10 protein-coding genes are annotated in these 12,508 nt (G+C 67.1%); 9 read left to right on the top strand and 1 reads right to left on the bottom strand.

Annotated features, from left to right (window positions below):
• The first annotated feature begins 2 nt into the window (after positions 1-2).
• The 9 genes from wrbA to thyA all read left to right on the top strand — a co-directional run bounded on the left by wrbA (position 3) and on the right by thyA (position 10,537).
• The gene (gene wrbA / locus IV454_RS22750; protein ID WP_206087965.1) at positions 3-614 is read left to right on the top strand and encodes an NAD(P)H:quinone oxidoreductase; all 612 of its coding nucleotides are present in this window, start codon (positions 3-5) and stop codon (positions 612-614) included.
• A complete protein-coding gene (locus IV454_RS22745; RefSeq protein ID WP_054267922.1) occupies positions 614-1,018 on the top strand; it encodes a DUF2069 domain-containing protein in 405 nt (134 codons plus the stop codon). The genes wrbA and IV454_RS22745 overlap by 1 nt, the downstream gene beginning before the upstream one ends.
• A gap of 5 nt (positions 1,019-1,023) precedes the next feature.
• Positions 1,024-2,448, top strand: a complete 1,425-nt coding sequence (locus tag IV454_RS22740; RefSeq protein WP_229521785.1) for an FAD-binding oxidoreductase — start codon at positions 1,024-1,026, stop codon at positions 2,446-2,448.
• 17 nt (positions 2,449-2,465) lie between these two features.
• Positions 2,466-2,918 (top strand): DUF4124 domain-containing protein, encoded by a 453-nt coding sequence (locus IV454_RS22735; RefSeq protein WP_206087964.1) that lies wholly within the window; start codon positions 2,466-2,468, stop codon positions 2,916-2,918.
• The gene (locus tag IV454_RS22730; protein ID WP_206087963.1) at positions 2,915-5,455 is read left to right on the top strand and encodes an FtsX-like permease family protein; all 2,541 of its coding nucleotides are present in this window, start codon (positions 2,915-2,917) and stop codon (positions 5,453-5,455) included. Before IV454_RS22735 ends, IV454_RS22730 begins: the two co-directional genes overlap by 4 nt.
• Positions 5,452-6,522 carry a lipocalin-like domain-containing protein gene (locus IV454_RS22725; RefSeq protein ID WP_206092939.1) on the top strand — a complete coding sequence of 357 codons (1,071 nt, stop codon included), beginning with the start codon at positions 5,452-5,454 and terminating at the stop codon, positions 6,520-6,522. Before IV454_RS22730 ends, IV454_RS22725 begins: the two co-directional genes overlap by 4 nt.
• A gap of 26 nt (positions 6,523-6,548) precedes the next feature.
• Positions 6,549-8,384 (top strand): ABC transporter transmembrane domain-containing protein, encoded by a 1,836-nt coding sequence (locus tag IV454_RS22720; RefSeq protein WP_206087962.1) that lies wholly within the window; start codon positions 6,549-6,551, stop codon positions 8,382-8,384.
• Positions 8,385-8,631: 247 nt separating this feature from the next.
• The gene (locus tag IV454_RS22715; protein WP_206087961.1) at positions 8,632-9,720 is read left to right on the top strand and encodes a threonine aldolase family protein; all 1,089 of its coding nucleotides are present in this window, start codon (positions 8,632-8,634) and stop codon (positions 9,718-9,720) included.
• Positions 9,721-9,742: 22 nt separating this feature from the next.
• On the top strand, positions 9,743-10,537 hold the full coding sequence (thyA, locus tag IV454_RS22710) for a thymidylate synthase (RefSeq protein WP_206087960.1): 795 nt from the start codon (positions 9,743-9,745) through the stop codon (positions 10,535-10,537).
• A 222-nt stretch (positions 10,538-10,759) separates the two neighbouring features.
• On the opposite strand, the gene IV454_RS33380 is transcribed toward thyA, so the two are convergent.
• A complete protein-coding gene (locus IV454_RS33380) occupies positions 10,760-12,502 on the bottom strand; it encodes a methyl-accepting chemotaxis protein (protein ID WP_206087959.1) in 1,743 nt (580 codons plus the stop codon).
• Positions 12,503-12,508: the final 6 nt, after the last annotated feature.

The following is a 12,508-nucleotide window of genomic DNA, read 5'->3' as shown; positions in this document are numbered from 1 at the left end:
CGATGAACCAAGCCAATCCGATTATTCTCGTTTTGTACTACTCGCGCCATGGCGCCACGCGCAAGCTGGCCGAGCTCATTGCCCAAGGTATCGAGAGCGTCCCCGGGGTCGATGCGCGCCTGCGCACCGTGCCCGCCGTCTCCAGCGTGGCCGAGGCCACCGAAGCGGCCATCCCGCCGGCCGGCGCCCCTTATGTGGAAGTCCAGGACCTGGCCGAGTGCGCCGGACTCGCGCTGGGCTCGCCTACCCGCTTTGGCAATATGGCATCCAGCCTTAAATATTTTCTGGACGGCACCGCCGCCGAATGGCTGGCCGGCACCCTGTCGGGCAAGCCGGCGGTTGTGTTCACCTCCACCGGCAGCCTGCACGGCGGCCAGGAATCGACCCTGCTGTCGATGATGATCCCCTTGCTGCACCACGGCATGATGATCATGGGCCTACCGTACAGCAACCCGGAACTGATGACCACCACCAGCGGCGGCACGCCCTACGGCCCGACCCACTGGGCCGGGGTCGATGGCAACAAGCCGGTCAGCGAGGATGAAAAACGCCTCGCCATCGCGATGGGCCGCCGTTTGGCGGAAACCGCCGCCCGCCTGCACGGAGCGTCCTGATGCAGCCGCCCAAATACTTTCACATCGGCGCCATCGCCAGCCTGGCGGTGCTGATCGCCTGGCTGCTGGCCTGGGAAATCGTGGTCGCGCCCTTGCGCCCGGGAAGCTGGGTGCTGGCGCTCAAGGTCGTGCCCCTGCTGATTCCCCTGGGCGGCGTGATCAAGCGCGACATTTACACCTTGCAATGGTCATCGATGGTGATTTTGCTGTACTTCACCGAGGGCGTGGTGCGCGCCTGGAGCGACAAGCTGCCGGAATCGCGCATGATGGCGCTCGGCGAAATCGTGCTCGTGTTCGTCTATTTCGCCTGCGCGCTGCTGTACCTGCGTCCGTATAAAAAGGCCGCCAAAAAGATGGCCAAGGAATTGCTGGAGAAGGTGAACTCCACCAAATCGACGAAGTGAGCGCCTTGAACAGTACAGAGCCCGGCAGCGGCTTCCTGGAGCGCTGCCGCGCCATCGCCGGCCCGGCCCACGTGCTTACCAGTGACGCCGACATGGCGCCCTTCCTCACCGACTGGCGTGGCCGCTTCACGGGGCGCGCGCTGGCGGTGCTGCGTCCGGCCGACCCGGGCCAGGTGGCGCAACTGGTGCAAGCCTGCGCCGCGCACCGGGTGCCGCTGGTGCCGCAGGGCGGCAACACCGGCCTGGTGCTGGGCAGCGTGCCCGACACAAGCGGCAGCGCCGTGGTGCTCTCCTTGGCGCGCCTGAACCGGGTGCGCGCCCTCGATCCGGTCAACCGCACCATCACGGTCGACGCCGGCTGCATCCTGCAAACCATCCAGGAAGCGGCCTGCGCAGCTGGTTGCCTGTTTCCCCTGTCCCTGGCGGCCGAAGGCAGTTGCAGCATCGGCGGCAACCTGTCGACCAATGCCGGCGGCACTGCAGTGCTGCGTTACGGCAACACGCGCGAACTGTGCCTGGGCCTGGAAGTGGTCACCGCCCAGGGCGAACTCTGGGATGGCCTGCGCGCCCTGCGCAAGGACAATACCGGCTACGACCTGCGCGACCTGTTCATCGGCGCCGAAGGCACTCTGGGCGTGATCACCGGGGCCGTGCTGCGCCTGTTCCCGCAGCCGAAAGCGGCGATCACGGCCCTGGTCGCGATTGCCGCGCCGCGCCAAGCGCTCGAGCTCTTGACCCTGGCCCAGGACCGCTGCGGCGCCAGCCTGACCGGTTTCGAGCTGATGTCCGATTTTTGCCTGCGCCTGGTCGCCACCCATTTCCCCAGCCTGGCGCAGCCGTTCGTGATCCGCCACGCCCAGTACGTGCTGCTCGAACTGTCGAGCAGCGAGTCGGAACACCATGCCGTCGGCCTGCTGGAAGAGACCATCGCCGACGCCATCGCCCAGGACATCGCCGACGATGCCGTGGTGGCCACCTCGGTGGCCCAGTCGCTGGCCCTGTGGCAGCTGCGCGAACACATTCCGCTGGCCCAGGCGGCGGCCGGGAAGAATATCAAGCATGACATCGCCCTGCCGGTTTCCTGCATCGCCGACTTCATCGACAGCACCGACACCAGGGTGCTGGCGGCCTATCCCGGCTGCCAGCTGGTCTGCTTCGGCCATGTGGGCGACGGCAACCTGCACTACAACGTGGCGCCGCCGCCGGGCACCGCGCACGAGGACTTCCTGGCGCATCAGGACGCGATCAACCGCATCGTGCACGACAGCGTGGCGGCTTACGCCGGCTCGATTTCGGCCGAGCACGGCATTGGCGCCCTCAAACGAGACGAGCTCAAGCGATATAAGTCGGATGTGGAACTGAACATGATGCGTGCCATCAAAGCGGCACTCGACCCGCTCGGCATTATGAACCCTGGAAAAATCCTGTGAATCCGGAGCGAGCCATCATGCTACACCCCCTGCACATCCTGGCGCTGTGCGCCCTGGGCGGCGCCGCGCAAGCCGGCCCCGTCTATAAATGCAGCGCCGCCGGCAAGGTCGTCTACGCCGACCAGCCCTGCGCCGACGGCAACGCCACCCAGCTCGACGCGGCGCCCGCGCCCGCGGCCGATCCGAACGCGGCGCGCGAACTGCGGCGCCAGAAAGATTTGCTGGCGCGCTTGCAGAAGGAACGCGCCAACCGCGACACAATGCATGCGCAGGCCGCCCGCGCCGACGCCAGCGCCAACCGCGCGGCCGCCGCGCGGCAAGCCAGGTGCGCCGGCATGCAACAGCAACAGTCGCGGGAACAACAGCATCTGATGGCCGAAGCCGCCAAGGCCGGCGGCATGGGCAAGGCGCAGCGCGACCTACGCGCGCAGCAAATGGCCCGGGCGGTCGACGCCGCGTGCCGCCGATGAAGACCTTGTCCCGCTGGCTGCTGCTGGGCGAGTGGCGCGCCCACCCGGTGCGGGCCCTGCTCGCGGTGGCGGCGATTGCCGTCGGCGTGGCCATGGGTTTTGCCATCCACCTGATCAACGCCTCCGCCTTCAACGAATTCTCGGCCGCCGTCAAGAGCCTGTCGGGCCAGGCCGACATCCAGGTGTCGGCGCGCGAAAGCGGCTTCGACGAGTCGATTTATCCGCGCCTGGCCCAGCATCCGTCGGTGGCGGTGGCGTCGCCGGTCCTGACCCTGAACGCCGGCGTGCCCGGCGCGCAGGGCAACCTCAAGATCATCGGCCTGGATGCCTTTCGCGCCGGTTTTGTGTCGCCCGGCCTGCTCGGCGCCACCGATAGCGAGAACATGGCCGACATGCTGGCCGACGACGCCGTATTCCTCTCGCCGGCGGCCATGAGCTGGCTCAAGACTCAGCGCGGCGGCAAGGTGCTGCTGCGCTCGGGCACACGCGACTTCAGCCTGCGCGTGACCGGCGGCCTGCAGCAGGCGCGCCCCGGCCAGCGCATCGGCGTGATGGATATCGGCGCGGCCCAGTGGCGCTTCGACAAGGTCGGCACGCTCTCGCGCATCGACCTGCGCCTGCGCGACGGCGTCGACCGCGGCAGCTTCGAGCGCGAGCTGGCGCGCCAGCTCGAACGCGATTTCCCCGGCCGCTTCAACGTCGGCCAGCCCAACGACGAAGACGCCGAAAGCCGCAACCAGGGCATGAGCCGCGCCTACCGGGTCAACCTCACCGTGCTGGCCCTGGTGGCCCTGTTCACCGGCGCCTTCCTGGTGTTTTCGACCCAGGCGCTGTCGGTGATCCGGCGCCGCAGCCAGTTCGCGCTGCTGCGCGTGCTCGGCGTCGAGCGCGGCCAGTTGCTGCGCCAGGTGATGCTCGAAGGCGCCAGCCTGGGTATCGTCGGCGCGCTGGCCGGCATCGGCGCCGGCTATGCACTGGCCGCCACCGCCCTGCATTTTTTCGGCGGCGACCTCGGTGCCGGCTACTTTACCGGCGCGCGCCCGGCGGTGCAATTCACCCCCGTGGCGGCCATGGTCTTCTTTGCGCTGGGCCTTGGTGTCGCCCTGCTCGGCTGCATGGCGCCCGCCTTCGAAGCGTCGCGCGCGGCGCCCGCCGTGGCCCTCAAATCGGGCACCGACGAAGTCGCGCTGGCGCGCCTGGCGCGGGTCTGGCCATCGGTGCTGTGCATCGTGGCCGCCGGCGCGCTGGCCTTGGCGCCGCCCGTGTTCGAGCTGCCGCTGTTCGGCTATGCCGCCATCGGCCTGCTTCTCATCGGCGGCATCGGCCTGATGCCGCGCCTGGCCGCCTCCCTGTTCGGCCTGGTCAACCGGATGGCGATGCGGCGCGACGTGCGCCATCCGGTGCTGGCGCTGACCATGGCGCGCCTGGCCAACGCTTCCGGCCAGGCCGCCATCGCCCTGGGCGGCGTGCTATCGAGCTTCAGCCTGATGGTGGCGATGGCGATCATGGTCTCCAGCTTTCGCGTCTCGCTCGACGACTGGCTGGTGCAACTGCTGCCGGCCGACCTGTATGTGCGCATCGCCAGCGGCGGCAGCGCCGGCGGCCTGGGTCCGCCCGAACAGGCCGCGCTGCGCGCGCTGCCGGGCGCCGCGCGCGTCGATTTCCTGCGCTCGCGCCAGGTCTCGCTCAACCCCGCGCGGCCCGACGTGCTGCTCATGGCGCGCAACATCGACGCCGCCGACCCGTCGCGCATGCTCCTGATCCGCGGCGAGACGGTCCCGCTGCCCAACGGCGCGGTGCCGGTGTGGGTGTCCGAAGCGATGGTCGACCTGTATGGCGTGAAGGCCGGCGGCGTGCTGCGCATGCCCCTGGCCGGCCGGCTGCGCGACTTCTTCGTGGCCGGCGTGTGGCGCGACTACGCCACCCAGGCCGGCTCGGTGCAGATGCGCCTGTCCGACTACCGCGCCCTGACCGGCGACATGTACGTCAACGATTCCGCGATGTGGGTCGCCAAAGGCGCCACGGCCGACCTGCTGGAAAAGCAGGTGCGCGCCCTGCCCTTCGGGCGCACCCTCGATTTTGCCAGGCCTGGCGACATCCGCGCGCTCAGCATGACCATTTTCGACCGCAGCTTCGCCGTCACCTACGTGCTCGAAGCGATCGCCATCGCCATCGGCCTGGCCGGCGTGGCCGCGACCTTCTCCGCCCAGACCCTGGCGCGCGCCAAGGAATTCGGCATGCTGCGCCACGTGGGCGTCACGCGCGGCCAGGTGCTGCGCATCCTGGCCCTGGAAGGCGGGGCGCTGACCGCGCTGGGCGTGGCCTGCGGCTTCGCGCTTGGCTTCATCATCAGCGTGATCCTGGTCTACGTCGTCAACCCGCAATCGTTCCACTGGTCGATGCAGCTGCACGTGCCATGGACCTTGGTGGGCAGCGTCGCCGCCGTGCTGCTGGTGGCGTCGGTGCTGACGGCGCTGGTATCGGGGCGCTTCGCCCTGTCGGGCGGACCTATTCGAGCAGTCAGGGAGGACTGGTGAAACGAACCATTTTCGCGCTGCTGCTGGCGGCGGCGCACACCTGCCAGGCGGCGCCGCCGGTGTTCGGGCTTGTTGCGCCCGGGCGCGCGCTGGCGTTCCCGCTTGACTACGGCGCCCATCCCGACTACCGCACCGAATGGTGGTACGTCACCGGCTGGCTCAAGACCGGCGACGGCAAGCCGCTCGGGTTCCAGGTCACCTTCTTTCGCAGCGCCACCGGACATGACCGCGCCAATCCGAGCGCCTTCGCGCCCAAACAGCTGGTGATCGGCCACGCCGCGCTGTCCGACCCCGCACTCGGCAAACTGGCGCACGACCAGCGCACCATGCGCGAAGGCTTCGGCCTGGCGCACGCCAAGACCGGCACCACCGACCTCAAACTGGACGACTGGCGCATGGTGCGCGCGGCCGACGGCAGCTACCGGGTGAGCATCGCCTCGCCGCACCTGAACCTGAACCTGACCCTCGCACCGACCCAGCCGGTGCTGGCGCAGGGCCAGAACGGCTACTCGCGCAAGAGCGCGCAAGAGCGCTACGCCAGCTACTACTACAGCGAACCGCAGCTCAAGGTACGCGGCACGGCCGCTGCCGGCGGCGGCGCCGCGCGCACGGTCGAAGGGAGCGCCTGGCTCGATCACGAATGGTCCACCGAAGCGCTGCCGCCCGACGCCCAGGGCTGGGATTGGATCGGCGCCAATCTCGCTGACGGCTCGGCGCTGATGGCTTTCCAGATACGCGGCAAACAAGGTGATAAACTGTGGGCGCACGCGACCTTGCGCGATGCGGCCGGCAACGTGACCCAATACGCCCCCGACGACGTCGCATTCACGCCGCAGGCCCACTGGACCTCGCCGCGCACGCATGCCGTCTACCCGGTGGCCACGACAGTGAGGACGGGCGCCACCAACTGGCAGATCACCCCACTGCAGCAGGACCAGGAGCTCGATTCGCGGCGCTCGACCGGCGCCGTGTACTGGGAAGGCGCGGTCACGCTCAAGCGCGACGGGGCGCCGGCCGGCCAGGGATACCTTGAAATGACCGGTTACGACCGCGCGATGAAACTTTGAAAAACGAACACTGAAGCACTGACACAATGACCAACAGCTCCACCAGCAGTTCCCCCAGCAACTCGTCCGAATCGAACCGCAAAGGCAGTCTCGCCGCATTCAAAGGCCTGTTCCCCTTCCTGCGCCCCTACCGCCGCCAGTTCCTGATGGCCGGCATCGCGCTGGTGGTTGCCGCCTGCGCCACCCTGGCAATTCCGGCCGCCTTCAAGCAGATGATCGACCTCGGCTTCGGCGCCTCGGCCGGGCCCAAAAGCATCCGCCATGTCGACGCCACCTTCCTCGCCCTGTTCGGCGTGGCATCGGTCCTGGCCGTTGCCACCGCCGCGCGCTTTCTCACCGTATCGTGGCTGGGCGAACGGGTCACCGCCGACATCCGCAGTGCCGTGTACAAGCACGTGGTCGAGCAAAGTCCCGAATTTTTCGAAACCACCCAGACCGGCGAAGTCCTCTCGCGCATCACCACCGACACCACCCTGATCCAGGCGGTGGTCGGCACCAGCATCTCGATGGCGCTGCGCAACGTGCTGCTGTTCCTGGGCGGCCTGGTGATGCTGTTCGTGACCAGCGTGAAGCTGTCCGCCATCATCCTCGGCCTGCTGGTTCTGGTGATCGTGCCGATCGTGCTGTTCGGACGACGCGTGCGCAAGCTCTCGCGCGATTCGCAGGACCGCATCGCCGACGCCTCCGCCATGGCCGGAGAAATCCTCAACGCCATGCCGACCGTGCAAGCCTTCACCCACGAAAAAATCGAAGCGACGCGCTTCGGCAAATCGGTCGAAGGCGCGTTCCAGACCGCGATGCGGCGCATCCGCGCGCGCGCCCTGCTGACACTGATCGCCATCGTGCTGGTATTCGGCACCATCGTGTTCGTGCTGTGGCTGGGCGCCCACGCCGTCCTGCAAGGGACCATGACCGGCGGCGACCTTGGCCAGTTCATTCTGTACGCCTCGATCGTGGCCGGCTCGATCGGCGCGCTGTCCGAAGTGATGGGCGAAGCCCAGCGCGCCGCCGGCGCCACCGAACGCCTGCTCGAACTGCTGTCGGTACAATCCTCGATCCAGAATCCGGCCAAACCGATGGCCCTGCCCGCGCGTGCCGCCACCGGCGCCGCGCTGGCCCTGAACGACGTCACCTTCTCCTACCCGTCGCGGCCCGAAACGGCGGCGCTGGGGCACCTGACCTTATCGATCGCGCCGGGCGAAACGGTGGCCGTGGTCGGCCCGTCGGGCGCCGGCAAGACCACCCTGTTCCAGCTGTTCCTGCGCTTTTACGACCCGCAAAGCGGCACCATCACGCTCGACGGCGTCGACATCAAGCGGCTCGACCTGCACACCCTGCGCGACGCGATCGGCATCGTCCCGCAGGACACGGTGATCTTCTCGGCCGACGCCATGGAAAACATCCGCTACGGGCGCGCCGATGCGACCGATGCCGAAGTGATTGCCGCCGCGCGCATGGCGGCCGCGCACGAATTCATCGAACGCCTGCCGCAGGGGTACAAATCGTTCCTGGGCGAGCGTGGCGTACGGCTCTCGGGCGGGCAGCGTCAACGCATCGCGATTGCGCGCGCGCTGCTGAAAAACCCGCCACTGCTGCTGCTCGACGAAGCGACCAGTGCCCTGGACGCCGAATCGGAGCGCCTGGTGCAAAGTGCGCTGGAAGCGGCGATGGTCGGGCGCACCACGGTCATCATCGCGCACCGTCTGGCGACGGTGCAGCGGGCCGACCGCATCATCGTGATGGAAGACGGACGGATTGTCGAAACCGGCACCCACGCCTCGCTGGTTGCGCTGGGCGGCATCTACGCCAACCTCGCCGCCCTGCAGTTCCACAACATCCACATCACCCACGAAGCCGCCTAACTGCCCGACCGGGGTCTGACCTCTGATTCGAAACATTTCTTAACCGGGGTCAGACCTCTGACTCGAAACTTTTTACCGGTGCACTACTCCGACGCAGAAAAGCGCGCAAACACCGGATTTGACGCAATGCGGGGACTAAACAGTGTTTAGCGAGCATCTTTGCAAACCGGGGTTGTCCGCGATTTAGCAAAATTTCGAATCAGAGGTCGGACCCCGGTTGGGAAATTAGTTGCCGAAGGAGAGTGTTTTGACGGATGCCGAGTTGTTTCAACACTGCCATACGGTGCTGCCGGGCCATCGGGCGCGCACGCCGGCCGAGATGTTTCGCGCCATGGCCGCGTGGTGCGAGGATAATCATGTGGCCCATGATGTCTACGGCAATGGCGCGCTGATCGAGCAGTTCGAGGAAAAAATCGCCACCCTGCTCGGCTTCGAGGCGGCCGTGTTCTGCATCAGCGGAACCATGGCCCAGGTCACGGCGCTGCGCCTGGCCTGCGAGGACCGCGCCAGCACGCTCGTCGCGCTCCATCCGACCTCTCACATCATCGTCCACGAAAAATCGAACTACCAGCTGCTCGGCCATTTCCATGCGCTGCTGGCGGGCGAACGCCATCGACCCTGGACGGCCGCCGACCTGCGCGCGCTTCCCGATAAACTCGGCGCCGTCGCCATCGAGGTGCCGATGCGCGAAATCGGCGGCCAGAATCCGACCTGGGAGCAGCTCGATGCGATCAAGGCCCATTGCCGCACCCGTAACGCGCACCTGCACATGGACGGCGCGCGCCTGTGGGAGGCGGCGGCCGGCTACAAGCGCACGCCGCGCGAGATCGCCGCCGGCTTCGATTCGGTCTACGTGTCGCTATATAAGGGCATCGGCGGCCTGGGTGGCGCGATGCTGGCCGGCAGCCGCTCGTTCGTCGAGCGCGCGGCCGAGTGGTTCCGGCGCGAGGGCGGCAATGTGATCCATCGCTCGCCCTACGTGGTGTCGGCCGCGATGCAGTTCGATGCGCGCATCGCCGCCATGCCGCACTACTTCCGCCGCACCGAGTGGCTGTACGAGGTGCTGCGCGATTATCCGGCCATCCGCGTCAATCCGGCCCGTCCCCAGGCCAACATGCTGCATCTGCACCTGCCGGTGAGCCGCGAACGCGCCATCGAGATCCGCAACCGGGTCGCGCATGAGCACCAGGTGTGGCTGTTCGGGCGCGCCGCCCCGGGCGCGCTGGACGATTCCAGTATCGTGGAGCTGTACGTGGGCGAGAACCTGGCCGGCCTGCCCGACCAGCGCGTGCGCGACAGCATCGAGCTGCTGGCCAGGGGCCTGGCCGGCCAGTGAGTTATAATCAGGAGTTTTAGCGATGCACCAATACCTCGACTTCATGCGCCATGTGAAAGACCATGGCACCGAAAAAACCGACCGCACCGGCACCGGTACGCGCTCCGTCTTCGGCCATCAGATGCGCTTCAACCTGCAGGACGGTTTTCCGCTGGTGACGACCAAGAAGGTGCACCTCAAATCCATCATCCATGAGCTGATCTGGTTCCTCGCGGGGTCCACCAACATCGGCTACCTCAAGGACAATGGGGTGAGCATCTGGGACGACTGGGCCGACACAAACGGCGACCTGGGTCCCATCTACGGCTACCAGTGGCGCAGCTGGCCCACCCCGGGCGGGGAGCATGTCGACCAGATCGCCCAGGTGCTCGACCAGATCAAAAATACGCCCGACTCGCGCCGCATGATCGTCTCGGCCTGGAATGTGGCGGATATTCCGAACATGAAGCTGCCGCCCTGCCATGCCCTGTTCCAGTTTTATGTCGCCGACGGCAAGCTGTCGTGCCAGCTGTACCAGCGCAGCGCCGATATCTTCCTGGGCGTGCCGTTCAATATCGCGTCGTACGCGATCCTGACCCACATGATGGCGCAGCAGGCCGGCCTGGAAGTGGGCGATTTCGTGTGGACCGGCGGCGACTGCCACCTGTACTCGAATCACATGGAGCAGGTCGACCTGCAGCTCTCGCGCGCGCCGTTCGCGCTGCCGCGCCTTGTCATCAAGCGCAAGCCGGACTCGCTGTTCGACTACAAGTTCGAGGACTTCGAGGTGGTCGCCTACGAATCGCACGCGTCCATCAAGGCGCCGGTCGCGGTGTGACGCGCTGCGGCGCCCCGCACTTGCGCAGGGGCGCCGCTTGGGCTATCAGGGGAAGGCATCTGGCATCCGATGTTCACCGTCAGCGGCGCGGCCCGCCCGCCGTCGACCGGTTTGCTGCTCCGACGTGGATAAACAAAATACGCGATGCGTGAGGCCGGCACGCCGGGCGCGCAAGACATGGCGGCGCAGGCATCAGCACCGCCGTGACCTGCGCGAACCCGGTCAGAACTCTTCCCAGTCCGATTCGGCGGCCGTGGTGGCGGCGCGCTTTTGCGGGGCCGGCTTGGGCGCGGCCGGCTTGCGCGCCACCGGCGCGGCTTTGCCTCCCAGGCGCGGCGCCACCGGCGCGGCCTTGCGCTGCGGCGCCTGGCGCGCTGGCGCGACCGGCGCGCGGCCGCCATCGAGCTTGAACACGCTGACCACCTGCGTCAGGGTGCCGGCCTGCTCCTGCAGCAGTCCGGCGGCAGCCGCAGCTTCCTCGACCAGGGCCACGTTTTGCTGCGTGATCGAATCCATCTGCCCGACCGCTTCGTTGATCTGGTCGATGCCGGCCGTCTGCTCGGCGCTGGCGGTGGTGATCTCGCCCATGATGTCGGTCACGCGATGGATGCTGGTGACGATTTCCTGCATCGTCAGGCCGGCCTGGTCAACCAGCTTGGCGCCGCTGTCGACTTTTTCGACCGAGTCGCCGATCAGTTCCTTGATTTCCTTGGCGGCGCCGGCCGAACGCTGCGCCAGGTTGCGTACTTCCGATGCCACGACCGCGAAACCGCGCCCCTGTTCGCCCGCGCGCGCCGCTTCGACGGCGGCGTTGAGCGCCAGGATATTGGTCTGGAACGCGATGCCGTCGATGACGGCGATGATGTCGACGATCTTCTTCGACGAGGCGTTGATCGAACCCATGGTCTCGACCACCTGCGCCACCACCAGCCCGCCCTTGGAAGCGACTTCCGACGCCGACATCGCCAGCACGTTGGCCTGGCGCGCATTGTCGGCGTTCTGGCGCACGGTGGAGGTCAGTTCTTCCATCGAGGCGGCGGTCTGCTCCAGCGAACTGGCCTGGGAGCTGGTGCGGTCCGACAGGTCGGTATTGCCGGCCGCGATTTCGCTCGATGCGCTCGAAATGGTGTCGGTGCTGCTGCGCACCTCCGACACGATGTCGGCCAGGTTCGATTTCATCTTGGCCATTGCGCCCAGCAAGGCGCCGATCTCGTTACGACCGTGCACCGCAATCTGCCCGGTCAGGTCGCCGTCGGCGACGCGCACGGCGATCTGCATCGCTTCCTGCAGCGGCGCCGAAATGGCCTTGACCAGGGTCCAGCCCACGGCGACACCGAGCACCACGCCAATGACCAGGATGCCCATCATGCCGTAGGCGATGCGCGCAAGGCTGGAGTTGACCATGGCGTCATCGGCCTTGACCCGCTTGTCGGCCAGTTCCTTGAGCGTGGCCAGGGTGGCGTCGCCGATGCGGTAGCCGGGGTTGATTTTCTTGATCAGGACCGTTTCGGCGTCATCCCATTTTTCGGTCTTGATGAAGGCGGCCGCCGCGCGCACGTTCTCGATCCCCAGGCCATCGCTCTTGGCATACCATTCCTGCGCCAGGCGCTTTTCCTCGGGCGACCTGACGCCGGCGATGTACTCTTCCCAGCGCTTGGCGGTGCGTCCGGCGATCGCGTCGATCTGGTCGAAGTGGACCGTCAGCGGGTGGTCGTGCAGCTGCGCCCAGCTCAGCACCGGATTGTGCTGGAGCGCCTGCAGGATCTGGCTGCGATTGAGTTCCATTTCGAGCCGGATGGCCGATTGCACGGTGGTGTTGCGCTGGTCTTCGACGGTGATGTCGCGCACCAGGCCGACCGAATGGCGCCCGCTGTAAATACCCATGGCGCCGATGGTAACCATCAACACGATCAGGAATCCGAGGACCCCGATCACGAGCGTCCTGATTTTCATGTTATCGAACATGCGTTG

Origin of the sequence: Massilia antarctica (genome assembly GCF_015689335.1) — a bacterium.
Taxonomy (GTDB): domain Bacteria; phylum Pseudomonadota; class Gammaproteobacteria; order Burkholderiales; family Burkholderiaceae_D; genus Telluria_A; species Telluria_A antarctica.
Note: the sequence above shows the minus strand (reverse complement) of the source record. Positions and strands in the feature narration are given on the sequence as shown.

What these genes read in the sequence shown, in the direction of transcription:
- IV454_RS22720 (WP_206087962.1), top strand. Translation starts at nt 6,549, where the DNA reads ATGACCAACAGCTCCACCAGCAGTTCCCCCAGCAACTCGTCCGAATCG.
- wrbA (WP_206087965.1), top strand. Translation starts at nt 3, where the DNA reads ATGAACCAAGCCAATCCGATTATTCTCGTTTTGTACTACTCGCGCCAT.
- IV454_RS22730 (WP_206087963.1), top strand. Translation starts at nt 2,915, where the DNA reads ATGAAGACCTTGTCCCGCTGGCTGCTGCTGGGCGAGTGGCGCGCCCAC.
- IV454_RS22735 (WP_206087964.1), top strand. Translation starts at nt 2,466, where the DNA reads ATGCTACACCCCCTGCACATCCTGGCGCTGTGCGCCCTGGGCGGCGCC.
- thyA (WP_206087960.1), top strand. Translation starts at nt 9,743, where the DNA reads ATGCACCAATACCTCGACTTCATGCGCCATGTGAAAGACCATGGCACC.
- IV454_RS33380 (WP_206087959.1), bottom strand. Translation starts at nt 12,502, where the DNA reads ATGTTCGATAACATGAAAATCAGGACGCTCGTGATCGGGGTCCTCGGA.
- IV454_RS22745 (WP_054267922.1), top strand. Translation starts at nt 614, where the DNA reads ATGCAGCCGCCCAAATACTTTCACATCGGCGCCATCGCCAGCCTGGCG.